We start from the raw sequence: 22,866 nt of genomic DNA, 5'->3' as shown, positions 1-22,866 counted from the left end.
CGTGACATCTGATGACAGCTTCTGCACAGGTCATAGTGCTGCGGTCCGTTCAATGCGAGCCTGCGGAGCGGCAAGACCAGGGCACAACGCAACTCACAGGTATTCGGCGATGGCCTCCAGATCACGGATGCGGTCCTGGCACCGACCGATGTCGTCGGCGGGTTCCGGCCGCTGTGGCTACCAGTCTCGGTAGGACAGAGCCTCACGGGCACATACGAGCGCGTCGGCGGCCGCCGGGGACCGAGCAGCGTCCTCGCCGAGCGCAGCCAGAGCCAGGGACAGATGAGCGGCCATCGAGGACATCCCGTCGGGCTGCAACGAATCCTCCTCCAGGAGCTGGCTCAGGCCGTGCAGCCAGTCCTGCGCGTCCTCAGTCAGGACGAGGTCGTGTACTACCTCCAGCAGGCCGTGAGCTGCTGCGCTCACCTGCCGGTGGTGGCGCCGGGCCCGCTCCACCTCGACCACGCGTCGGCGTGTCTGGGCCTCCCGCTCGGCCATCAGCTGGCGTCCGTGCCACGGGGTGCGCGGCCGTTGGTGCCGTGCGGCGTAGAGCCGGTCGCGCCGGTGGTTGACCGCCCCGGGTGTGTCGAGCCCCAATACCTTGGCGACGCCGGCCAGAGTCAGCAGGTGTCTGCCCCGTCGTCCACCGGGCGGGCGGGCCTGGTCCAAGGCGCCGAGCTGCTCGGTGTCGATCAGGCTGTAGAGCAGCCGCACCAGTTTCAGTCGGAGTTCGACTTGCTCACGGCGGGCCGGGCTCGCCTGGGCAGGAGGCAGGGCGTTGTGGTGGGTGCGGGTGTACTGGAGCACGCCGATCGCGTCCTCGGGCCACAGTTCCAGGTAGGGGTCTCCGGCGCGTTCGTGCAGCTGGTAGAGGCGCGCGAGCAGATCGGACAGTCGCTCGGTGGGTTCGCGGTCGGGTGCCATGAGGCCACCTTGCTTGGCTTTGACAATTTGTCAAAGTCGCATCGAGGGCGGGAACTGGCCGTAGACGCGCGCGAGGTGCCGGTGCGACGCCTGCCGTCAGCCACCCCAGATCACGACAGTGCGCCGAACACCTGCGGCGAACATCGCGTGGGTGCTGTGGCGCCCGTCATGGTGCTGCAGCCCGCCCTCGGTAGCGCTGACCTCGATACCAAGACCAGGCACGAGCAGGCATTCCACCGCTTCGCGCTGGGAGGCCAGCCACTGTTCCTTCTCCGCCAGGTGCTCGACCACCTCAGTGTCATGGCCGTCAGCCGAGCACTGAAGCATCGCAGGCTACGGTGGCGGCGTGAACCCCACCGACCTGATCGCTGCCGTCGGCGTTATCACCGCTATGGCCTCGGCCTTGGCGACTTCCTGGCATGGCGGGCCGCTGAGCAGATGGCCGCCATCGAGCCTAAATCGGCCTTCCTACTCAAGCCTGCACGGATTCTGTCGACGGCTTCGTGGCCATCGCGGTGGCCAACGGTAGGGCTTCACAGCCCAGCGCCGTAGCGGCGTCCTCGGTGAGTCCGGCTCCAACCAGGCGGCGCAGCACGGTCGCGGGCAGGGGCCCCTCGGGGATGAGGCTGCCGTGGTGGTCGACGGCCACGGCGATGTCGGACCAGCCCCAGCCCTGAACTGGGTCCGGCGGCCGCCGTCAGCAGGTGGTCGGCCTCCGCGCGAGGATGAGCTGTGGGTGGCCATGTCCGGCCAGTTGTCGCGAACTGCCCACGCGGTCGGGCGCCGCGTGTTATCAGTGCGCATATGCCCACCGAGGATCGCCGCCTAGTCCAGACGGCCGTGACCGGCCACGCCGAATCCGCCGAACCCGCCTACATGCCCATCGACCCCGACGAGGCCGAGAAGTTTCGCGACCAGGCACGCGCGCTCCAGAAGTCACACTGGTGCGGTGTCCTGCTCGGCGGGTGCGGGGGCCAGCTGTCCCTGAAGATCGTCCGCGAGCGCGACACCGTGCCCCACTTCGCCCACCGAGCTGGAAGTAACCTCTGTGCTCGGCTGGCCAAGGGCGCAGAGGCCACGCTCGGCGGGCACAGCGCCGACCACCTGTACGCCCACCGCCACCTGCGCACCTGGATGCGCGACCATGAGGACGTGGGCGTGGCCGCCGAGGCCCCGCCCACGTTTGTGGGTCTGACCCCCGGGCGCGCCTGCACCGAGCTGATCGTGCCCACCGGCGGCAAGCCGTTGCGCCTGGTATTCACCCACGACCTGGACCATGAGTTGTTGGCCGCGGCCAAGTCCCCCCAGGCGCGCGAGTACATGTGGTTGGTGCGCGCCAACGACGCCGTCACCCGATCCCTGGTCGCCAACGGGGTTTCCTACCGGCCGTTTCGCCTTGCCGACGACGCTCACCACGAGCGCGCCCTCCAGGTCGGATTCCGTGACGGCTCCGGTGAGGTCGAGTGGGTGCCGCTGGCCGAGTGCGCCCTGCGCGGCGACAGCCTGACACGCTCCCGGCCTGTGGCCCGGAGCCCCCTCACGTCTGCCCCGCGGGAAACCACAGTGACCGAGGCCGCCCAGACGCCCGATCCCTTGGAGCAGGCGATGGCGTCCCTGCGCCAGGTGCTGGCTCAGGGCGATGCGGCGAACGTGCGCGCCCTGGCCGAGGTGCTCCGCAGGCGGCTCAACCAGCAGGGCGTGCACAGTCTGCCCCGGGATCTGGTCACCGACGCCCACGCTCTGCTGCGCGAGGCCGCCCAGGCCCTGCCCCCGCGCTCGAGGACCATCGCGGCACCGCGCCACGTGCCCATCGTGGCGCCCTACCGGCGCACCAGTCGGCCCCAGGACCCCCTTCGCGATGACGTTGACCGCCACATCGGCAAGCTGGTGTGGGCTGAAGCCAACGGTCGGAGCCGGGCCTATGAGGACAACCGCGCCGCGTTGGTGGAGTTGCTCAACCGCCCCGACACCCCCAGGGACCTGGTGGATCGGATCAAGCAGCAGCTGCGCGTCTGCCCCAAGGACCGGTTCCGCCGTTCCGCGCCCGCCTCGAAGAAGCCAGAGCGGCGCTCACGCCAGCGCGGGCAGACCGGGAGCGGCCGCCAGCCTGGGCCCTCCCGGCGCGAAGTACGCCAGCACGCTCTACTGCGGGAGTCACTGGAGACCCTGCGCTGGGCCCAGGAACGCAGGATGGTCGACACCTACACCCACACGCGCGCCCAGCTGGTGCAGGTCCTAGAGGAGCGGACCGACATCCCCCAGGGTCTGCGGGAGCAGATCGAGGCGCAGCTACTGCGCTCCCCCCAGGGGTTGTTCGACCGGCCCATTCCTGCACCCGGCCCGCCGCCCGCCGCGGCGCGGTCGCGCCAGGCCAGCAGGAAGCCGCGTGCAGGGCGCGGCCGAGGCCAGCGGGCCACCCAGCAGCGACGTGACCCGGTGCCGCCAGCGGAGGCCGAGGGCGGGTTGCTGGCCGCCGCGCGCATGGACGAGCGCAGCCGCGCGCTGCTGGAGCAGATGCGCCAGGCGCATCCGGGCGAGGCCCGGCCCGATCGCGAGCAGCCGACCAGCTGAACACGCCGCGGCCCGAGCCCCAGCACGGGGGTGCGGGCCGCGGGTCAGGCCCGCGCCCTCCACCGCGATCACCCCGACGATCCACAGCAGGACCGCGAGCCAGGGCCGGCGGTAGAGGAAGCTGCCGGGGATTTGCTCGGAGTTCGTCATGCCCTCAGTCTGGGCTGCGCCCCTCGCACCCGCATGAGTATGCGTATTCGGAGCCGCCAGCAGGGGGCTAAGGCGCCAGCCCGTACAGGTGGTCCTCCACGTAGGCGAGCCCCGGGCCGGTGGTGCGCGATATCGCCCTGTTCGGCGCCGCCGAACAGGGCTCGGCCGCCGCGGTGTTCGCCGGAGGGGTGCTCCTTGCGCGCGCCCGGGGCCCTGCCCATCGTCGACGCCACCGAGGTGCGCCTCTCACATGAGGTGAGGGAGCCAAGACTGGCGGGCAGAGACCCCCTCACGCGGGCTGGCGTTGTGATCCACACCCCTGCGCGGCTCCCGAATCGGGCCAGGGGACGTCCGTGTCGCCCTCCCACCGTGTAGCGCGCACAGCGTGCTGCACGCGTTCAGGGCTGGTGAATAGGTCCACCCGCAGGTGAGGGCCCTCCAAGACAGAGCCTGTGTGTTCGACGGCGTACCCCGCATCGCCCAGGAGCGTGGCCATGGCGTTGACCATCACCTCGCGGCGCCTGTCACAGGCGAGAGTGCCGTAGTCGCGTTCGAGCATCGACCAGCGGATGGCGAGCTTGAAGTCGCCTACAGGGATGAGCGCGTATCCCGCCCGGTGCCGCGCCGGGGGTGGGAGTTCCTCACTAGCGAGGAGCCCAGCACAGGTCAAGACCTCATGGACGTCCGCGACGAGAGGCGTCAACGCAGGGTGCATCAGGCACCGGCCTTGCTCAGGTAGAGGGCGAAGCGCACCTGCGGGCCTTCGGGCGCCTTGCCCTGGAGGATGTGGCGGGCGGCCACGACGTCCCAGTTCTGCATGCCGGTCTTCAGGTGCGGATCGAACAGGGCCCGCAGCGGCACGTCGTCGCCCACCCCGGCGAGCAGGGCCCGCATCTGCCCGGCGGTGATCGGCGCGTAGGCGGGCACCTCCACGTCCTCGGCGCCCATACTCGCGTAGTTGCCCGCTTGGGCGTTGCCGTAGGGGGTGCAAAACAGCGGCCCGCTGACCACGGGGGTGGTGCGGCAGCCGATGCACACCGCACCGCCGCACCCGTGGCAGAGGAAGGAATGGGAGTCGGTGTCGGAGCTGATGCCGCGGGTGTCCTCGATGGCCACGCATCCGGTCCGGCAGCGCTGCACACCGGTGCGCGTGTCCTGTCGGGCGACCATCTCGGGGTGGTCCTCGGCGGTGGGCTCGGGCGGGGTGCCCCAGGTGCGGATCACGGGCTCGGTGTCCTCTCGGTGTGCTGGTCTGTACCGGCCAGGTCCAGAGGACGCTAGGCCGTCTTGGCCTGGTCCTGCACGATGTTTCGCAGCGCCCGCGCCAGCAGAGCGACCTCCTGCTCAGCCCGGCGCAGCTGGTCCTGCGGCGCGCTGATCAACCACGTCAGGCAGTCCCGCCGGGTCGTGGCGCTGTCTGCGAAACGAGAAATCCGGCGGACGATCCCGTCAGCGAGGCGCCCACACGCCGCCGCCGAGGCCCCGCCCTGGTTGGCTCGGCCCAGGAGCGCGGTGTAGGCCGTCAGGAGCCGCTGCTGAGCCAGCTCTGCGGTGAAGCACAACACGGAGTCGCGTAGCCGAGGGTGCACTGGCCCTTGCCCGAGGATGTGTGCTGCCTCCTCGTCGATCCCCTCATCCAGCCTGCGCACGGTCATGGTTCTCCTCAGGTTGGCCATCGTGCCTATCCTGCCCCGAACCCCACGACTCTGAGGTGGGTTCATCAACTCGTGACCACCCACCACCGGGACAGGTCCACGGTCGGCGCGTACGGCGTGCACCGCTCAGCGTGATGTGAACATCCCCGTGACGTGCCTCCTGCGCACCGCCGCCTAGGGTGGAGGTGTGGACACCCTCACCACTGTGCTCATCCCCCTGGCAGCCATGGCCGTCGCCGGCATCAGCGCCAGTGCTGCCTGGGCCGCGGCGCGCGCAGCCCACCGCTCGGCTGACAGCGCCGCCACCCTCGCCACCAACGACGCCCAGCGTCGCCGCGACGAACTGACCCCCGCCATCGACCTGGCCTGCCAGGCCCAGGGCCAGCGTCGCGCGGTGCTCACCCTGACCTTGACCGGCCCGCCAGGTCTGGAGAGCCTGGACCGGGTGGAAGTCACCATCGCCGACCCGCTCCCCGACCGGTCCCCGGTCATCGCCGGAGGCCCGACCCAGCCGGAGTTGGACGCCCAGGTGTGGGGCCCCTACCGATTCGTCACCTCCACTACCGGTGTCACCGGCCACGGCACCGCCCAGGTCGAGCACGTGCGCCCCCACACCCCGATCCACCTGGCTTTGGAGCAGACCCCCGCACCGGCGTGGGCGGCCGACCCGGCCGAGTGGCAGGAGGAGCGCGCCGGCCAGCTGCTGATGACGCTGGTGTGCCACCGCGCCGGATACCGGCCCTGGATACGTGAGCGGCAGCCCGTGGCAACGCACTGATATTCGCGCAGTGCAGCGGCACCCTTGCCTGTGCCCCGCCTCCACCCCCTCGTCAACGCCCCTCTCACCCCCAGACCCCCGCACCTGCCAGGAAAGGATCACGTGTGCTCGCCCTGCACGTGTTGTTGTTCGTGATGGTCATCGGAGCCGTCGTGGTGCTGATCTACCCCCACGTGGCCTGGCACCTGATGTCCTGGCAGTACCGCGACCCCGAGGCCAACTACCCTTCCGATGCCTGGTTCGCCATGCAACGCGTCGGCGCCGCGGTGATGATCGTGATCTGTCTCGTGATGTGGGCGCAGACGTGGCAACCCGCCCCCTCCCCGGACGCCGAGGAGCGGGTCGAGGCCTCCGCGGTCGAGGAGGCCGAACCCTCACCGGCGTTCTCACCGGAGGAGTTCACGCTCACCACCACGTTGACCATCCAGGGCCGCATCCACGGCTACACCACCACCGAGTACGGCCTACTGGTCTACGTCGACACCGGCCACTGCACCATGGCCCCTTCCGTGCGCGCCACCGAGAACACGGACACCATCGAGCTGCTGGTGCGAACCGAGAAGCGGCCACAGTGGTGCGGCCACGAGCCCGACACCCTCGTGGAGCGCGTCGTCAAGCTGGAGGAGCCGCTGGGCGAGCGCCGTGTCCTGGACAGCGAGGGCTCGGCCGTGCGCCACTGCCAGGAGGAGTGCTAGGGCACCAGGCCGTGCAGAGGGTCGAGCCAGGGCCCGTCTGTTCCTCCCAGATAGGACACCACCGCGCCGGGGACAGGGAGGGCGCTGTGCCCGTCATCTCCGAGCCGGGCCTCTGCGGACTCCGGGACCGGCCCCTCGCCGAGACCGATCCGCGTCCACGCCCCCTCCGCCTCTGCGCCGTCCAGGGGCAGGACCGCGAACTCGCGCAACCTATGGTCGCCGTCGTAGGCGATGTAGGGCATGGCCACCTGCCCGTCCAGAACGGCGGCTTCCCCCATACCCCACCACAGTTGCAGGTTCCGCTCGATTCTCGTGCGCTGGACGACCTCGCCGGAGGCGTCGGTGCGCAGAAGCAGAGCAGGCTCCTCGTCCCCTTGGTCGCGCAGCACCACCGCCCCCTCGGTGCTGAGCGCCAGGGTGCGGTCATCAGCCCTCTCGGGTGTCGGAGGCAGGGGCTGGACGGGTTCACCGTCGGACAGGGCGAACGTGCCGCCCCGGGTCACGGCCACCGGCGCACCGACGCTGGCCCCTCCGGAAGTACGCACCCCGGGCGGGTAGTGCAGGCGCAGGTCCTCAGGAGTCCAGTCGTGGCGCCACACCTGCTCTCCGGTGGTGGCGTCCAGCGCGATCACGCTCTCCACCGCACCCTCGGGCACGTCCATGTCCACGAGAGCGGCGCTCAGGTTGTACTCCACCTCCGGGTCCTCCAGGCACAGACGGGCCACCAGCACCCGGTCGCCGTAGCCGCGGACTCCGCCTTCGTTCCCCCACAGGCACAGGTACCCCTCAGGCGTGTCCAGCGCGAACTCCCACAGGCGTTCGGTGGAGTCCGTGGCGTGGCCGGCCACGCGCTCCCCCTCCTCCTCGCGCACACGCACGACCCGCACGTTGGGGGTGAGGTAGAGGACGGCCGCGGGATCCTCCTTCCCTTCCGGCACCACTGGGGGCATGGGTGCGTCGTGCACGATCTCGCCGGTCGCGGTGTCCAGCACGACCATCGTGCGCGTCTCGGGCTCGGGCTGAGCCGCTGCCACGTGCGACAGGTAGGCGTAGCGGTCCTGTCCCGCGAACACCCCGGTCCCCACGTGGCGGCCATAGGGAAGCCGGTAGGTCCACAACTCCTTCCCGGTGGCCCCGTCCAGGGCCACGAAACCGTCGGCGTAGCGCACCAGGGGGCCGCGCGGCCCCCGCTCCACGCCCACCACGGAATGCTCGGGCTGCCAGGTCCACCCCACCCGGCTGACCGTGGCCGGAACCGGTGCGGACTCACCCGCCGCCTCGACCACAGCGTGCTCGACCAAGAGGAACCGGGTCACAGCCATCGGAACCAGCGTCCAGACCAGGACCACGGCCAGAGCACCCGCCGCCAGGCCGGCCAGCACCCGCTTCCACCGATGCAGCGACAGGACGGCGGCCAGGCACAGCACCAGCGCCATGCCCAGAGCAACGAGGCCGACCCCGACCCACAGCCCGGTCACCGCCTCGGGGAACATCCGGTAGCGCTCGTTGTCGACCGCCAGGACCAGGTGCCGGGTGGGGAAGGTCGCCCACACCAGCACCAGCCCCGCCAGGGCGATCGCCGCGCGCCCCAGCACTCCCACCAGGGACGCGTGCGCCGAGACATCGGCGGGGTCACGCGTGGCGGTCAGGGACACGAAACTGAGCACCGCAACCGCCATGAGCAGTGTCGCCCCCACCAGGAACGACAGGTTCTGCCCAGATGCCGCGTACTCAGAGAAACCGAAGACACGAGGCGCGGTGAGGGCCAGGGCGCCCACGAGTACCGCGACCCCGCTCCAGCCGAGCACGTCCCTGAGCCGTCTACCCATCGATCCCACGTCCCGTCCATGCCCGGCCCACTGTCAGCCCAGGCAGTTTAGGGACCCGGCCTCCGTCGCCTCACAGCGGACGGACCGTTGGTGTACAGGAAGGCAGCCAAGCACAGCATGGCTCGCGAAAACGCACACACCGTGAGGAGCGCTCTCCGGGCTCGAATCAGTCCTCAAGGCCAGGCAATCCGGCGAAGTCGGGGACCCAGACCTGGTAGTCGGTCAGCAGGCCGGATCGCCGATCACCAGGGCTGGGCGGCCCGCGCCCTCCCACGGTTGTTCCGGTCTCTTACCTCGGCGGTGTCCGTCGGGGTGACATCATGCCGCCCGGGAAGGGCCTGGCCGCCCTCGTATAGACGCCAGCGGTGCCCCCGGGAAAGGATGACGGGCAATGAGTATCTCTCCCTCTCCTACCTCTTTCGTTCCCTCCATCCCGTCCGAGAACGCCCGGCGCGCCCTCGCCAGCCTGTCCGCCCTGGCCGTCGGCGACGCCTTCGGCTCCCAGTTCTTCGTCCCCGACAACCGATCCCGGCACCGTGACCGGGAACTGCCCCCGGGAGTGTGGGAGTGGACCGACGACACCGAAATGGCCGCGTCGGTGTACCGGGAGGTCGTCCGCCACGGGGAGGTGGACGCCGACCGGCTCGCCGCCTCCTTCGCCGACCACCACGACTTCGATCGCGGCTACGGTCCGGCGACGGGCCGCATGCTTCGCCTGGTGCGTGAGGGTGCCGATCACCGGGACCTGGCCTCGGGGTTGTTCGACGGTTCCGGCTCCTGGGGCAACGGGGCCGCGATGCGGGTGGCGCCGCTGGGCGCGTTCTTCGCCGACGACACGGTGGCGGCCGCCGAGCGGGCGGCGGTGAGCGCGCGCATCACCCACACCCACCCCGAAGCGGTGGACGGGGCGGTCGCGGTAGCGGTGGCCGCCGCCCTGGTGGCACGGGGCGAGGTTGGCACACCGGGGACATTCCTGGGTCGGGTGGTCGACCACCTGCCCGAGGGGGCGCTGCGCAAGGGGGTGCGCGCCGCGCGGGCCCTACTGATCGTTCCCGAACCGGTCGGGGCCGCCCACCAGCTGGGGAACGGGTCACGGGTGCGGGCCCTGGACACGGTGCCGTTCGCCCTGTGGGTGGCGGCCAAGCACCTGCAGGGAACACTGGAGTCGGCGCTGTGGGCTGCGGTCACTCCAGGCGGAGACATGGACACCGTGGCCGCGATCGTGGGCGGAGTGCTGGGCGCGGGCCCGGCCGGGGCGATCGACCCGGAGTGGGGCGGGCGCACGGAGGCGCTGCCGGGATGGTCCCTGGACTGAGGCGGGGACAACCGCAACGCAGCGGACCAGGAGCGCACGAACACAGCCAGACCGCCGTCCGCCTCGAAGGCCGCGAGGGCGACGACCTCGCGCAGTCCCCGTAGCCAGGGAGCGGGCATTGCACACGACGCCTTCCCTTCACGGCTTCCGGCGTCCCGCCGTTCAGGCCCTGGGCCCGCCCGCGTCCTGCATCGGGGATCCCGGTGTCGTGCAGTAGTTGTCCACCAAGTGGAAGAACCTCGTGGGGGAGTGGTCGGTGCTTTCGAGCATGGCCCGCCCGAAGGCGGCGAGGGTGGGGTCGTCGCTGGAGGCGAGCGTGACCAGCGTGGACGACCGGCTCTCGCCGGACATGTCGCCGCGCGCTTCCGCGTCGAACACGTCGAGCACCGCCCGGCACGCTTCGTCGCCGTCCGTGCCGCCGGGCACCACCGCCGCCCGCAGTTCCCGGCGTTCCTCCGATCCGAAGGCGTCGAGCGGGGCGACCACCGACGCGGCGTGGAAGGCCGCGACGAAGGCCGCCGCCACCACGACCGCCGCCACCGCGACCGGCTGGCGGCCGGATCGCGGCCGCCCGGGCCATGCCCCGGTCTCCCTTCCACGACGCCGGTCGACGCGTGCGCGCACCGCTGATCCCACCACGGCGACCGGTACGCAGACGAGCAGCAGCGCGGACACGGCGAGTGTGGCCATGCCACCGCCCGAGCTGTACATGGCCAGCGCATAGTCCCACGCGGCGGCCGAACACGGGCGTACCCCGTCCCACGGCAGACAGGCCGCCCATTTTCCTGACGCGAAGGCGGCGGATTCGAGGAACCCCGCCACACACGCCATCGCGCCCGCCGCGCACGCGACGGCCCCGGTCCGTCCCCGGCCGCCCCGGCGGACGCCGAGCACCGCAGCCGCACCGGCGGCTGCACCGGCGGCCACCAGCAGCATCAGTGCCACGACCAACGAGAGCGAAACGGACCGGACATCGGCCGCCGCGATGGCGAGGGCCACCAGGAGCGCGTAGACGGCGGTGACGCCACCGGAGGCCCTGAGCACCCACACCGCCGCGAGCCGGGTCTCCTGAGAGGGGACGGCGAGGACGCACACCGCCATGAGGCCCGCGGCCAGTGGCAGGGGCCACACGGATCCCACACCGAACAGGCTCATCGCCACGGTGGTCGGCCCCGGAACCACGAACGTGCCCAGGAACCCTTCGAAGGACACCCACAGCGCGAACAGGCACCCGAACACCGGCCCCGCGCAGCCCAGCCCCAGGACGCCCGCCAGACGCGGCGGTACGGGGCAGGACAGCCAGCGGCGGGCGCACAGCGCACTCCACGCCAGGAAGAGCAGGCAGGTGAGCCACAGCGCGAGGACCGAGACGGCGGCGGTGGCCACCGGCGCGGCACTGGTGGCGGACCATCCTGAGGGACCGTAGGGATGCGGCACCCATCCGCCCGCGGTGATCCCCCCGGCGAGGAGCGCCGCGCACCACGCCAGGCGCGGTGGATCACCGGCCGATGCGCGGACCGCGTTCCAGACGATCGCGGCGACCACAACACCGACCACGGCGCCCAGGAGGACCGCCACCGCGAGCATCCCGAGCCTCGCCTCGCCCTCGGTCACCAGCCTCCCGGCCGTGCCCAGGTGCGGCTGTCCGACGCCGAGGACCAGACCGGCGACCAGCAGGTCGGCAGGGCGGACCCGGCTGAGGCGCCGTGGGTCGCGGAGCACTCCGGCCCTGTCCTGCGGCCGGGGGTGGTAGGAGCGCAACCGCCGCCATACGCTCTCCCGTGGCCGCCCCGCGGCCATGGCGGCGAACGCGGTCTGGAGCGCCGAGGCTGTGTCCGGGGAGTCGGCGGCACGGACGTCGGCGTAGTGCTCGCGGGTACGCAGGACCAGGGCGCGCGCCGGATGGAGCAACAGGAGGGGGACGACCGCCACGGCGAGCGGGAGCAGGATCACCACGATGAAGTCGAACGCCTCACCCGCGCTCCGCACCGCCGCGAGCACGGCGGCGTAGACGGTCATGGTGGGGACCAGCAGCGCGAGGAAGCTCCACCAGGCCCCGATGGTCAGGTACGTGATGTCAATGTCGCGATTGCGCAGGTGGGCGGCCTCGTGCCGGAGCACCGCCGAGCACTGCCGGTTCAGATCGGAGTCGCCCCGCGCGGCGAGCAGAGTGCTGTCGACGGCGATCGAGTAGCGGCCGAAGGCGCCGAAGGCACGGGCCCCGTTCGCCGTCCCGAGCGTGACCAGCACCCGGACGCGGTCGCGCCCGCGGTCACCGAGCACCGCCCGCAGGTCGCTCTCGGCCCGCTGAAGCCGGGGATCGTCGTCACGGACAGGGACCGGGCGCAGCCGGCGCCGCAGAAACAGCGGGTAGACGGCGTACACGGCCACGGTGAGCGCGGCCCAGGCGGGAGCGCCCCCGAGCATGATCGCCGCGAGACGCTTCTCCTGCCCCGCCGAGCAGGCCAGGTAGTCGTCCAACAGCACCCCGTCCGGAACGGCCCCCGCGTCGGCGCGGGCACGGGCACGGGCCGAACATACGTCGGGGTCGAAGATCGGCGGGAACCCGGCGAATTCGAACAGGACGACCTGCCAGAACGTGATGTACATGGCTCCGACCGCGGCGCCGATGATCAGCAGGGCGAAGCGCAGGCTCGTGGCGGACGGCAGGACGAACGGGTCGAAGCGCGTGTCAGGCCGCATCCTCCTCCCCGTCGTCCGGCTCCGAGTCCCGCCCGCCCTCGACGAGTTCGGCCACCAGCTCGCGCGTGAGCCGCGCCGCCTCCTCGGGCGAGAGCCCCGAGCGCACGGCGTGCTTGGTGATGGCCGCGGCCACATCGGGGACGCTCGCCGCGGAGAGGACGGGGAGTTCGGTCTCCGGGGTGAGGCGTGTGGCGGCCCCCGGCCTCAGGCGGCGCAGCGCGGCGCGCCACGCCCGGTCCCACCAGGGGCGCAGCACATCGGTCAGCGACCCGACGACCAGCTCGTTGAGGACCGTCAGGACGATTCCGGCGACCACGCCGACGGCGACCGCGCCGAACCCCAGGGGGTCGTCGCCCGGACGGCGCGGCGCCGCGCCGCGGGCGAAGAACTCGTCTCTGACCGCGGGATAGTAGGCGGACTCCTCGGGGGCGCATCGGGAGATGATCCGCGCGGCCGTGCTGTCGAGGGTCCGCGGACGGTGGGCGTCCGGAGGGACGGCGTTCATCGGTACTCCGTGCTCGGGGAGAGAGGGAGGCGGTCCACGCTGTTCGTGTGGCTCCGTAGGGAATCTAACCGCTCACCGATGTCCTGTGTGGCGATTCGTGAGCATTGGGTGAAGGTGAGGCGAGGCCGCGCACGGGCTCCGGTGCGAGCGTGTGCGCGGCTCCCGGCTCAGCGCCAGCGCGGGAAGCGCTCGACGGCCCGCCCAGGGCCCGAATGGGGCCTGGGCCTGGATGCCGATCCGCTGTTGGCCCTGTGGGCCTGCGAGGCCGGAGACAGCGCCACCCTGGAACACCTCGCGTGGATGCAGGAAAAGGCCGGGGGCCGGGACGGAGCCGAATCCGGCCAGAGCGGTGATGGTCTCCTGCGAGGGCAGCGGCCCGGTGCTATCGAGGGCGTTGCTGACCGTGGTACGACCCAAAGTGGCGCGGGCGCTCAGCTGACCCTTGTTCAGCCGTGCTCGCAAGCGGGCGGTCTCCAAGCGCTCGCGCAGCTCCTCGCGTGCCTGCGCCTGCTCCACACCGTCTCCCGCCCCACCTTCGCCTAGGCCCCGACCGCCGCACCCAGCAGCAGCGGTTGAAGGAAACATTCTTCCCGGCACGACGGAGAAAATACGCTGGTCAGCCCGCCTCTGAATGGCTCCAGAAGTTTCCTTATGTTTCCCTGGCGCACGTTGGTATTCCACCAAGCAGGGAAGGATGCGGTACCTTTGAATTCTTCCTCCGCGACGGCCCGGCAAGGGTCGCTGTCCCGGGAGGCGACCATTCCCGTGCCCACACGGGGCGCGGGCGGCTCCACGGAGGAGGGCCTATGGGTGACCGACCTGAGCGACGGCGAGCGATCGTCGTCTTCGAGGTGATCAGGACACTGCTCGCCGGAGTGCGCTTCGTACTCTGGTTGACCAGGTTCTTCGGTGATCCCCCGGCCAACGGGCCCCAGCTGTAGACGTATAGCTGGCGGCCCGCGCCGGACGAGCGGGGCTGTGGTGTTGCGTCCGGCAAGATCGCACCATGGCCCCGTTTTCATGTCTGAGTATAGGCTACAACATCATCGGTTTGCACTTCGGTTACGGGTTTCGGCAACTAGTTTTCTTCTCGGATTCGTTTCGCTCTTCTTGTCATTCTTTCCGCGCTGGCTTTCCGGTTGGTCTTTCGGAGTCTCATCATCGGGTGGTTGATTCCGGTCCCGGTTTGGTCGACCAGACTTCGACCACGAGTCGGGTCTTCGACCACCCGTCAGGCGGTCCATCGCCGCCCGTCCGATGTCAGTGAGGTGGGATTCGGGCTCTGACCAGGCCTGGTGCACGTGTCGGTACTCGATCTGGGCCCGGTTCCGACCAGTCGACCACTTGGTCGACCAGGCCCAGCGAACTCCGACCGCCTCGCGCGGGTGTCGACCGCACCATCCTGGGCCCGCATGCCCTCGGACCAGCATTTCTGCGCTGCCCGCTCCTGCGGTCGCACGCGGAAACGTTCCGTCGTCGGTCGGCGGGGTCGAGTTCGAAAGCGCTTCTCGGGCAGCGCCAGCGCCTGGCCTTTCAGGGCTGTATGAGTTCGAGGCACAGCCTCACGAGCGGCGCTCCTCACCGGTCGGCGGCACGAAGGCGTCATCGGTGGAGGTGGATCCCGTGTCTTGTGCTGCGGGCTCCGCTTGGTCGAGGTGGCGCTGAAGGATGTCGCGCACTTGCTGGGAAGGCTGGCCCGCGTCCAGTGCCCTCACTGCCATCTGCAACCCGCGCCGTGCGTCGCCTCGGTCCAGGCGCAGCAGCTGGCACTGCTCCTGCAACTGCGTGTGCTGCTCAGCGAGTAGCTCGCCTCGGCCCGCCTTGCGTTGCAGGTCGGCGACCTGCTCTGCGTGGGCGCGCGCCGCCCGGTCTTGGGCGTCGGTGTGGGCCTGTTGGAGTTCGTCCAGGCGCACGGCGTAGTCGGTGCTCAGCCGCTCGGTCTGGGCGGTGAGCCGGGTGCGCTCGGCGGCACCCTCGCGTCGTTCGGTGTCCAGCTGGGTGCGGAGCCGGTCGCGTTCCTCGGCCGCGGCCTGGTGCTGGGCCTGGGCGCGCTCGGCTTGGGCCGCCGCGGCGTTGGCCTGTCCCTGGAGTTCGGCCGCCTCAGCGCGCAGCCGCTCGGTCTCCTGCTCCAGGCGCTCGGCCGCGCCGCGGGCCACGGCGGCGCTCTCGCGGTCGGAGGTGGCCTCGCGCCGGGCCCGGTCGGCGACCCTTTCCGCTTCGCGGGCCTGGGTCTGGGCCGTGTCCCGGTCCGTTTCGGCTTTCTGCTGGGCCAGGCGGGCGGCGTCGGTGGCGGTCTCGGCCGTCTGGGCGCGGCCCTCGGCCTCGGCGGCGGCCGCGCGGGCCTGCGCAGCCTCGGCCAGAGCAGTGTCGGCGTGTTCGCCCACTTCGGTGCTCACCCGCTCCAGGACCGCGGTCAGGTCCCCGAGGGGGTCTCGGGCGGTGGCCACGGCCGCGCGCAGGTCGGCCAGGACGGTGTCGGCCGGGGCGCGGCCGAACACGGTGGTCCACTTCTTCTCGGCGTCACCTAGCTCGCGGCAGGTGAGGGCCTTGCCGTCGTAGTCCCAGGTGCGGTCTTGGCAGTACTCGTAGCGCGGGCCCCGGCCGATGCGGGCGGGCAGGGGGCGGCGGCACTGGGAGAGGCCGCACAGGTCCCCGGACAGGGCCGGGGCCAGCGGGGCGGGTTCGTGGTCCATCCCCTGACCCTAGCAATACTTCCATGTGGAAGCAGAATCTTTCCACTTCCAATTGGAATCTAATGGGTATGCTCAACTTCCGATAAGGTGCATTATCGGAAGTTGATGGAACGCCTGCGGAGCGGGTGTTCCCGGCCCCCGGTTCCCTGGCGGAGTACGGGCCCGGACAGACGACGCGAGGGGGGCGGAGGGAGGCGGCAGTCCCGAGCCCGCGAACCGGCCACCGGGTGAGCCGTGTTCCCCCGCCTCTTCGCGCGATTGGAGCGCCCGTGACGGTCGATGTCCCCTCAATCTCCGGCGAGGCAGCCCGATGACCACGGGGGGTCGCTTCGGGCCGGTCCGGCATCGCACCGGATTCGCTTGCTGATCAGGAGGGCTGAGCGGCGCTCGCCTTCCCACGGTCCCCTGCGCGTCGTGCAAAATCGGTTCATGACCCTTTTGGAGCGCAGCCTTTACATCATGGGCGGGGCCGGGATCGTGGCCGTGCTGGCCTGGATCGGGCTTACCCGCGAGCTGAGTGTGTGGAACTCGGTGGCTGGCGTGCTCAGCTGCGCAGCAGTTGCGGCCGGGTGGATCATGCACGCCGCCTTTGCCCGCCGTGTCGCCACTGATCAGAGCGGTGCCGGCGATGTGGTCGAGCAGCACGGAGTACATACCACCGGCTCGGTCACCGGCAAGTCGGGCTGGCGCCGAAGTCGCGACCGCATCAGCCAGCGCCGAATCCGCGCCGGTGGCGACATCATCGGCAAGCAGGAGAACCCGTCCGGGGAGCGGTCGTGACCCTCCAGGGAGGGGACGAAGTCACGACCGGCGACCACATCGAGCTGGACAGGGTCAAGGCTGGCGGCAATGTCATCGCAAAGCAGGACAATTCAACCCACTACCACCTCGCGTCCCGTGCGCAGGCGGACAGGATCGAGGAGGTCGGTCGGGCGTTCCACGAAGCTGCTTGCCGCTACCGGTCGCAGACCGCAGCGCCCGTCACTACCCTCGGTCTGATCGGCGCCATTTCGTTGACCGGAAAGCTGGTCGATACCGACGCCAAGCGGCAAGACGCTGAGCAGCTGGTCGGCCACATCAGCCGTGCGCAGCTCGCCGGTCTCCGCGCTTTCGAAGATTCGCCTGCTGAACTGGCCCCCGCAGAGCTGCGCCCGGCCGCCGACAACCTGCGTGCCGTATGCGCCCCGCTGTACCCGGCTGCCGACGAGGTCTGCCGGGCCGCCGTCAGCCTCCACCTGGCGCTGATGAAGGGCGCCGAGACGCTGCGCGAGCCGCCTCACCCTTTCGTCTGGCGCGAGCCCGATGAGGCCGTGACGAAACACGAAGCGCTGAAGGAGAGCATCGGCAGGTTCGCCGACGCGCTCAGTGCCCGACTGGAGGGCTAGATCCAATGCCATTCAGGTAGGGCTGCGCGGGGGGCAAGGACCGTCCACGGCCAGGATGTCGATACCGACAGTGGCCTTGTAGCTGGATCTCCCACGGTTTTTCCGGTCTCCGCTTCCGGCCCCGCAACCCCGCGGCGGCGCGAGCCGGGGCAGACTGGGCCCCGGCCCCCACCCTGACCCGCTCCGTCCCGTCCTGCTCTGGCCTACGCCCGCGATGGCCGCGGCTGAACCCGGTCGCCGGCCCGTGGTCGGCCTATCCGGTGTGCCGCGCGGAGAACCGCGCACTCACCCAGGCTCCTGTGAGCGCGCTGGTGGGGATCGCGATCAGCACCAGCCAGGTCAGGCGTACCGAGCGGCGCTGGTCGCAGATGGCGGTGATCTGCAGCTGTTCCACGTCGTGGTCGTAGTCCTCCCACCCCTCCAGGGGCTCCCACACATCGGTCCACTGATCGCCGTGGTAACTCAGGCGCAAGGAGGGAGCCTCGCCGCCCAGCAAGGGGGCGCAGACGATCTCGCCGCCGGGCCGGTACAGACCGTGCGGCGGGAGGAGCACCAGCACGGTGATGATCAGGTAGCCGAACGCAAGGGCACAGCGCATCCACAGGCGCATCAGCAGGGACTTCCAAAGAGACGACGACCGAGAGTCGTTGGGCTTTGTCATGCCTTTACCTTTGCACCACGCCACCGTGTCGATGGTGGACGACCTGGCGGCGGCCGTGCGCAAGGACGCCCACCAACCGCGCCACCCCCACCGGGCGGGGCTGATGTGGCTCGCGCCCAGGCGTATCCCACGCTCCTACGCAGCCCCGGGCTCCCTGGCCGACCCGGAACGGTGTCCCGCTATCGTCGTCGCGGACATACACCGCGTAGCGACCAGATAGGCACCCCATGCAAACCGAGGCCGCACCCAGGCCTAGATTCGAACCGTCGGCCCCGTTCAACGAACGGCTCCACTGGAACCTCTACCCCCTGGTGGCGAGCGCCTTCTTCCTCCCGATGCTGCCCGTGGCGCTTGCGGCGGCCGTGCTGGTGCCCTGGTTCGTATCGGACCACGGCCTGGTCGTCAACGGTCAGCCCTGGCTGTACGCACCGCTGCTGGACCTGGTGCCCTCCTGGGCCCCCTGGGCCGCCGGGTCCGTGCTCGCTCTCGTGGTCGCGGTGTCGTGGGGCATCGCCGTGCACCTGATCGACCAAGCGCTGCGCGGACGATCCGTCCAACCGACAAGGGCCCTGGTTCGCTCCGTGATGCGCTCGCCGTGGACCCTGGCCGCCGGCGCCGTGGTCGCGGGCGTGGTGTTTGCGGCGGACACGGCCCTGCTCCAGGTCTATGAACAGGCCCACCCGGCGCTGCGTTTCGGGCTCGGCGCCGTTTTGTTCGCGTCCCTGACCCCGCTCTGGCTGCCCCTGGCCGGGGTCCACGTGCACGAGCGCCCCGGGGATGTCCTGAAAAGGCTGCGCGGACGGGGCCTGCTCACCGGTCGCGGCCAGTGGGGGCCGGTGTCCATCGTGGTCGGGTGCGCGGCTGTCTTCGCCTACCTGGCGTGGATGACCATGATCGAGAACACTCTGGTGCTGGCAGTGATCGCCGCGCTGGCGGGGCTCACTGCGATGGCGGTGGCGCTCACCCTCGCCGCCACCGGCCAGGGTCCGATTCCGCAGGAGCGGCTCGCGCGCCCCTACCTGGCCGTGGGGTCGACCGTGGCGATCACCGTCGGGATCACTGTGCCGCTCCAGCTCTACCAGGACCTGCTCACCGACGGCCCGTGGCCGACGCTGCGCTATGAAACCTCCTCCGTGGAGCCGTGGGACCGGCGCGAAGCCAACCCTCAGCCGCTGATCCTGCCCGAGGACGGGGCCTCGGTAGTGCTGGGCACAAAGGAACAGCTGTGTGAGGAGGTGGCCTGCCTGGATCTGGACGAGCCCCTGGACGGCGCGGGCCCGGTGTTGGGAGCCACCGACATGGCGGGAGGCGCGGTGCGCACCGTCCGCGCCTCCCTGGATTCGACCCTGGCGCAGGGAAGCATCGTGGTGCACGATCAGTGCGTGCGCCCCGGCCAGTGCCGCGCTGGGACGTGGGAACTGGAGCCGCAGGTGGAGCCCGGCGGACAGTGGGACGCCCGAGAGGACGACCCCGCCAACCAGGCCACCACCCTGGACCTGCCTAGCAGGATGGCGGTCTGGGGAGGGGCCGGCGGTGGCCGCCACATGGTCGTGACCGCCGCCCCTTCCGTGGGGTTGGGCGAGACCCTGCTGACCTTGTTCAGCTGCGGCACCGACCGGTGCTCAGATCCCGCCTCCACCCTGCTAGTCCGCGAACCCAATGCGACGTTTGCTTCCACCGTCCACCCTCGCCATGACTACCCGTCCCTGATCAGCGTCACCGCCACCGACCAAGGCGTGCCGCGGGTGAGCGTGCACCACCCGGGCAGCGGCGCGTTGACGCTGTATGCCTGCCACGACGTGCCGTGCACCGATTTCACCACCACCGAGCTTCTCCCACCGACCGGTGTGCTGCGGATGCAGCGGTGGGACAACAGCCGCTACACCGGTGCGACCATGCAGGTGAGGCCCGACCACACGCCGGTGATCGTCTACCGCGACACCCGGGACGGCTCCGTGCAGCTCATCGACTGCGCCGACCAGATGTGCCAGGACCGCGACACCGTGCAAGTGCTGGGACCGGACTGGCAGCGCACCCCGCCCGCCCTGGCCCTGGACGCGGCCGGCCTGCCCCAGATCGCGGCTTTCGACGTATCCACCCACGAGGTGCTCTACCTGGCCTGCGCCGATGAGCGATGCCAAACCTATGACCGCACCGTGGTGGGCGTCTACGACCACACGCCGGGGTGGATCGACCTGGAGCTGGACGGCGCCGACCGCCCGCACCTGGCGTGGCACCGGGTCGCCGACGAGAACGTGGAAGAGGAGCACGCCATCGAGCTGGTGCGGTGCGCCACCGCCCACTGCGCATCATGAGAGCTAGCCGGTGGTCACCGCATACAGGCGCGGCTCCAGGCAGGCCACCCCGGGCGCGTGGGGCTCCGAGCGCAGGGGCCCCAGACCGTCGGGGGCGCACGCCAGCGCCACCGCGATGTCGCCGATGCGGTTCAGGCCGATCGTCCCCAGGCCAGCGGGCCCCAGGTAGTCGTCGGTCTCCACCGCGGTGGCCGGACCACCCTCGACGTCGCTGACCCGTACCCAGGAGGAGCCAGTGCGCAGCAGGTCGCCGGCCACCTCCTCCGGGTCGGCCTCGCGGAACTCGCGCAGGACCCGGCCCGTGGACAGGTCCAGGGCCAGGTAGGAACCCTCATCCCCACCACAGCGCTCCAGGACGACCTCGTTGCCGTGGATGGCCATCAGGTCAGCGGAGCACTCCGCTCGGGGCGCGACGCTGGATACGCTGCCGTCCTCAGCGTCCACCTGCACGAACCCGTCCTCGAAGCGCAGCACGATCCGGTCATCGTCGGCGTGCAGCGACCACAGACCCGAGTGCAGGAAGTCGAGGCCGGGGTTCTCGCGCAGGTCCGTGGTCCACAGCAATTCACCGGTGTCGGCGTCCACCATGCGCAGTAGGGAGTTCTCGGCGTAGAACACGCCGCCCTCGCCGGCGTCCACGGCCTTGAAGGCGGAGTAGGAGTAGGCGTCGCGTAGGAGCGCGCCGGTGTCCAGGTGGTGGAGGGCGAGGTTGCCGGTCAGGCGATACTCGCCCTCCAGGGGCAGTGACCAGCGCACCTGGCCCTGGTCCGCACAGTCAGGAGCCCGCTCACCGCCGGGGGTGCACAGCAGGTGCTCGCGCGGGCTGATGTCGGAGGCGGTCGGCTCGTACCCGGCCTCTTGCAGGTGCACCACGGTGGTGTCCGGGGCGGGTTCGCGAGGGCTGGGCGCCACCGTGCACGCACTTGCGGTCAGGATGGTGGCGGCCGCGGCGGCGGATCGAAGGAGAGGGCTGCGCATGCATCGCAATCTAGCGAAACCCTCACACATGGTGACCGTCGGAGCTACGGCTTGAGCACCCGGAGCTTGGCTGTCGCACCTCTAAGACCCGGCCACTGGGAACTCGTGAGAGGTACCGACCAGCGAGTGAGGATAAGGAGTCCGACAAGTCCTAGAGCACTTGATCCAGCCCAGCCGGCAGTTCGGTCCGTGGTCTTCCCTAGCTGTAGGTCCCGGTCGGTGTGGAATGGCCTTCGTGTAGGAGATCATGGGCCATACCTGGCCCAGCACGTGAGGTCGAAGCAGGAGATACGGTGTCTCACACACAGCAGGAGAACGAACCCGACCTCCCGGCCCTGATTCAGGACCACCCCTCTGTGCAGGTACGGGACCGCATCCAGGGGCTGCATGAGGCGGCGGCCGCCAAGATCGCCGACGCGGTCCCGGAGAACACGCGTCGGGCCTACGCCACAGACCGCGCCGACTGGGCGGCGTTTTGCGCCTCGTTGGGCATCGAGCCGTTGCCGGTGCGCGACGACGTCCTGGCCTGGTACGTCACCGAGCTGCTGGAGCGCGGCTCGGCGTCCCTGCCCGAGCAGCGTCGTCGGCCCCTGGCGGCTTCCAGCGTCGAGCGGCGCCTGTCCGCGGTGGCCACCATGGCTCAGGAACACGGCGACCCGGCCCCCAACCAGCGTGCCGCCCGCAAGGCCATCGCCGGACACCGCGCCACCCGCCCGGCGCGACCCCGCCAGGCCGCGGCCGCCGGGGTAGAGGAGCTGCGCACCCTGGTATGCGCCGCCCGCGCCCAGGAGCGGCCCGGCGGGCAGTCGGCACAGCGCCTGCGCGCCCGGGATGCCTGTCTGCTGCTGGTGGCCTGGGATCTGATGCTGCGCCGCTCGGAACTGGCCGGGCTGTGCCTGGGGGATGTCCGCTGGCACCCGCTGGGCATGGAGGTCGCTGTGCGGCGCGCCAAGACCACCAGCGAGGAGGTGTGGCAGCCGGTGCGCTACCGCCTGGACCGTGAGCTGTGCGCGGTGCGTGCGGTACGTGAGTGGACCGAGATTCTGGCCCAGGACGGCCACACGGCGTCGCGCGCTCCGCTGTTGTGCCGTCTGACCCGCACCGACGCGCTACCCAAGCACCCCAAGGCCCTGAGTGCGACGGCCATCAACAACACCATCAAGGACCTGGCGGACCAGGCCGGTCTCACCAAGCGCGATGGGGGACCGGCCACGGACGCTGCGGTGCAGGCCTACACCGGGCACTCGCTGCGCCGAGGCCCCATCACCGCGGCCGCGCGCGGCGGCCGCTCACGCGAGCAGATCGGCCGTCGCAGCGGTCACGTCCCCGGATCGCCCGTACTGGGTCGCTACATTGCGGAAGGCAACCGGTGGGAGGAGGACCCGTTGGAGGGCTTGCTCTGATGAGAGTGGTTCCCGCCCAGCTTCGAGTGTCCGGCCGGGACCGGCGTTTTCAAGGTCATCAGCCTTTGCGAGTAGCCGCGAGGAGCCCGGATGTGGCAATTCCGGTTCCACCTGGGCGGCCGGTGGGAGGCCGGGCGGCTCACGTCGGCGTTGAACATGTAGGACGGCCCCGCCTTCGGGGCGAATTCCAGGGGTCGTCGCAACACATGAGGTCAGTTGCTCGCCGCGAGCAGTTTAGCCAGGCGCTCGGCTGGGGTTTCCCAGCCGAGCGTCTTGCGTGGTCGGCTGTTGAGTTCAGCGGCGACG

Annotated in this window: 19 protein-coding genes; 9 read left to right on the top strand and 10 right to left on the bottom strand. The window is 70.7% G+C overall.

The genetic code is table 11. The features are described from left to right. Positions 1-177: 177 nt before the first annotated feature. Both NOSIN_RS00095 and NOSIN_RS00090 read right to left on the bottom strand, forming a co-directional pair. Positions 178-924: a hypothetical protein gene (locus NOSIN_RS00095; RefSeq protein WP_077688772.1), complete on the bottom strand. Its 747-nt coding sequence runs from the start codon at positions 922-924 to the stop codon at positions 178-180. A 96-nt stretch (positions 925-1,020) separates the two neighbouring features. Then, complete coding sequence (locus NOSIN_RS00090) at positions 1,021-1,215, bottom strand: hypothetical protein (RefSeq protein ID WP_143832812.1); 195 nt, start codon at positions 1,213-1,215, stop codon at positions 1,021-1,023. Between the two features lie 513 nt (positions 1,216-1,728). Between NOSIN_RS00090 and NOSIN_RS00085 the strand changes: the two genes are divergently transcribed. Continuing rightward, positions 1,729-3,495 carry a hypothetical protein gene (locus NOSIN_RS00085; protein ID WP_077688770.1) on the top strand — a complete coding sequence of 589 codons (1,767 nt, stop codon included), beginning with the start codon at positions 1,729-1,731 and terminating at the stop codon, positions 3,493-3,495. Between the two features lie 864 nt (positions 3,496-4,359). Here the strand turns inward: NOSIN_RS00085 and NOSIN_RS00075 are convergent. Both NOSIN_RS00075 and NOSIN_RS00070 read right to left on the bottom strand, forming a co-directional pair. Next, positions 4,360-4,869: a hypothetical protein gene (locus NOSIN_RS00075; RefSeq protein ID WP_077688768.1), complete on the bottom strand. Its 510-nt coding sequence runs from the start codon at positions 4,867-4,869 to the stop codon at positions 4,360-4,362. Between the two features lie 53 nt (positions 4,870-4,922). Then, on the bottom strand, positions 4,923-5,300 hold the full coding sequence (locus tag NOSIN_RS00070; RefSeq protein ID WP_143832811.1) for a hypothetical protein: 378 nt from the start codon (positions 5,298-5,300) through the stop codon (positions 4,923-4,925). 187 nt (positions 5,301-5,487) lie between these two features. On the opposite strand from NOSIN_RS00070, the gene NOSIN_RS00065 reads away from it, so the two are divergent. Beyond that, positions 5,488-6,078 carry a hypothetical protein gene (locus NOSIN_RS00065; protein WP_077688766.1) on the top strand — a complete coding sequence of 197 codons (591 nt, stop codon included), beginning with the start codon at positions 5,488-5,490 and terminating at the stop codon, positions 6,076-6,078. Between the two features lie 104 nt (positions 6,079-6,182). Then, positions 6,183-6,773 carry a DUF6199 family natural product biosynthesis protein gene (locus NOSIN_RS00060; protein WP_077688765.1) on the top strand — a complete coding sequence of 197 codons (591 nt, stop codon included), beginning with the start codon at positions 6,183-6,185 and terminating at the stop codon, positions 6,771-6,773. On the opposite strand, the gene NOSIN_RS00055 is transcribed toward NOSIN_RS00060, so the two are convergent. Next, on the bottom strand, positions 6,770-8,602 hold the full coding sequence (locus NOSIN_RS00055) for a PQQ-binding-like beta-propeller repeat protein (protein WP_150285723.1): 1,833 nt from the start codon (positions 8,600-8,602) through the stop codon (positions 6,770-6,772). The genes NOSIN_RS00060 and NOSIN_RS00055 overlap by 4 nt on opposite strands. 391 nt (positions 8,603-8,993) lie before the next feature. Here NOSIN_RS00055 and NOSIN_RS00050 point away from each other — a divergent pair, with 391 nt between their 5' ends. Then, positions 8,994-9,917, top strand: coding sequence for an ADP-ribosylglycohydrolase family protein (locus NOSIN_RS00050; protein WP_077688763.1), 924 nt, complete (start codon positions 8,994-8,996; stop codon positions 9,915-9,917). Between the two features lie 162 nt (positions 9,918-10,079). Here NOSIN_RS00050 and NOSIN_RS00045 read toward each other — a convergent pair whose 3' ends face one another. Then, a complete protein-coding gene (locus tag NOSIN_RS00045; RefSeq protein WP_170293736.1) occupies positions 10,080-12,620 on the bottom strand; it encodes a M48 family metalloprotease in 2,541 nt (846 codons plus the stop codon). Next, the gene (locus NOSIN_RS27050; protein WP_170293737.1) at positions 12,610-13,125 is read right to left on the bottom strand and encodes a hypothetical protein; all 516 of its coding nucleotides are present in this window, start codon (positions 13,123-13,125) and stop codon (positions 12,610-12,612) included. The genes NOSIN_RS00045 and NOSIN_RS27050 overlap by 11 nt, the downstream gene beginning before the upstream one ends. A gap of 806 nt (positions 13,126-13,931) precedes the next feature. Here NOSIN_RS27050 and NOSIN_RS27955 point away from each other — a divergent pair. Beyond that, the gene (locus tag NOSIN_RS27955) at positions 13,932-14,066 is read left to right on the top strand and encodes a hypothetical protein (RefSeq protein ID WP_255528311.1); all 135 of its coding nucleotides are present in this window, start codon (positions 13,932-13,934) and stop codon (positions 14,064-14,066) included. 621 nt (positions 14,067-14,687) lie between these two features. On the opposite strand, the gene NOSIN_RS00035 is transcribed toward NOSIN_RS27955, so the two are convergent. Next, entirely contained in the window at positions 14,688-15,818 is a 1,131-nt protein-coding gene (locus NOSIN_RS00035; RefSeq protein ID WP_077688760.1) for a coiled-coil domain-containing protein, read from the bottom strand. A gap of 429 nt (positions 15,819-16,247) precedes the next feature. Between NOSIN_RS00035 and NOSIN_RS00030 the strand changes: the two genes are divergently transcribed. Both NOSIN_RS00030 and NOSIN_RS00025 read left to right on the top strand, forming a co-directional pair. Next, positions 16,248-16,598: a hypothetical protein gene (locus tag NOSIN_RS00030; protein WP_143832809.1), complete on the top strand. Its 351-nt coding sequence runs from the start codon at positions 16,248-16,250 to the stop codon at positions 16,596-16,598. Continuing rightward, complete coding sequence (locus NOSIN_RS00025) at positions 16,595-17,203, top strand: hypothetical protein (protein WP_077688758.1); 609 nt, start codon at positions 16,595-16,597, stop codon at positions 17,201-17,203. Before NOSIN_RS00030 ends, NOSIN_RS00025 begins: the two co-directional genes overlap by 4 nt. 253 nt (positions 17,204-17,456) lie before the next feature. On the opposite strand, the gene NOSIN_RS00020 is transcribed toward NOSIN_RS00025, so the two are convergent. Continuing rightward, positions 17,457-17,864 (bottom strand): hypothetical protein, encoded by a 408-nt coding sequence (locus tag NOSIN_RS00020; RefSeq protein ID WP_143832808.1) that lies wholly within the window; start codon positions 17,862-17,864, stop codon positions 17,457-17,459. A gap of 227 nt (positions 17,865-18,091) precedes the next feature. Between NOSIN_RS00020 and NOSIN_RS00015 the strand changes: the two genes are divergently transcribed. Then, positions 18,092-20,179 (top strand): hypothetical protein, encoded by a 2,088-nt coding sequence (locus NOSIN_RS00015; protein ID WP_143832807.1) that lies wholly within the window; start codon positions 18,092-18,094, stop codon positions 20,177-20,179. Positions 20,180-20,182: 3 nt separating this feature from the next. Here the strand turns inward: NOSIN_RS00015 and NOSIN_RS00010 are convergent, their stop codons facing one another. Further along, a complete protein-coding gene (locus tag NOSIN_RS00010) occupies positions 20,183-21,157 on the bottom strand; it encodes an outer membrane protein assembly factor BamB family protein (RefSeq protein ID WP_170293738.1) in 975 nt (324 codons plus the stop codon). 293 nt (positions 21,158-21,450) lie between these two features. Between NOSIN_RS00010 and NOSIN_RS00005 the strand changes: the two genes are divergently transcribed. Next, a complete protein-coding gene (locus NOSIN_RS00005) occupies positions 21,451-22,560 on the top strand; it encodes a tyrosine-type recombinase/integrase (RefSeq protein ID WP_077688754.1) in 1,110 nt (369 codons plus the stop codon). Positions 22,561-22,866 lie beyond the last annotated feature (306 nt).

Source organism: Nocardiopsis sinuspersici, assembly GCF_001998325.1.
GTDB classification, from domain to species: Bacteria; Actinomycetota; Actinomycetes; order Streptosporangiales; family Streptosporangiaceae; genus Nocardiopsis; species Nocardiopsis sinuspersici.
This window is presented reverse-complemented; position numbering and strand designations above follow the sequence as displayed.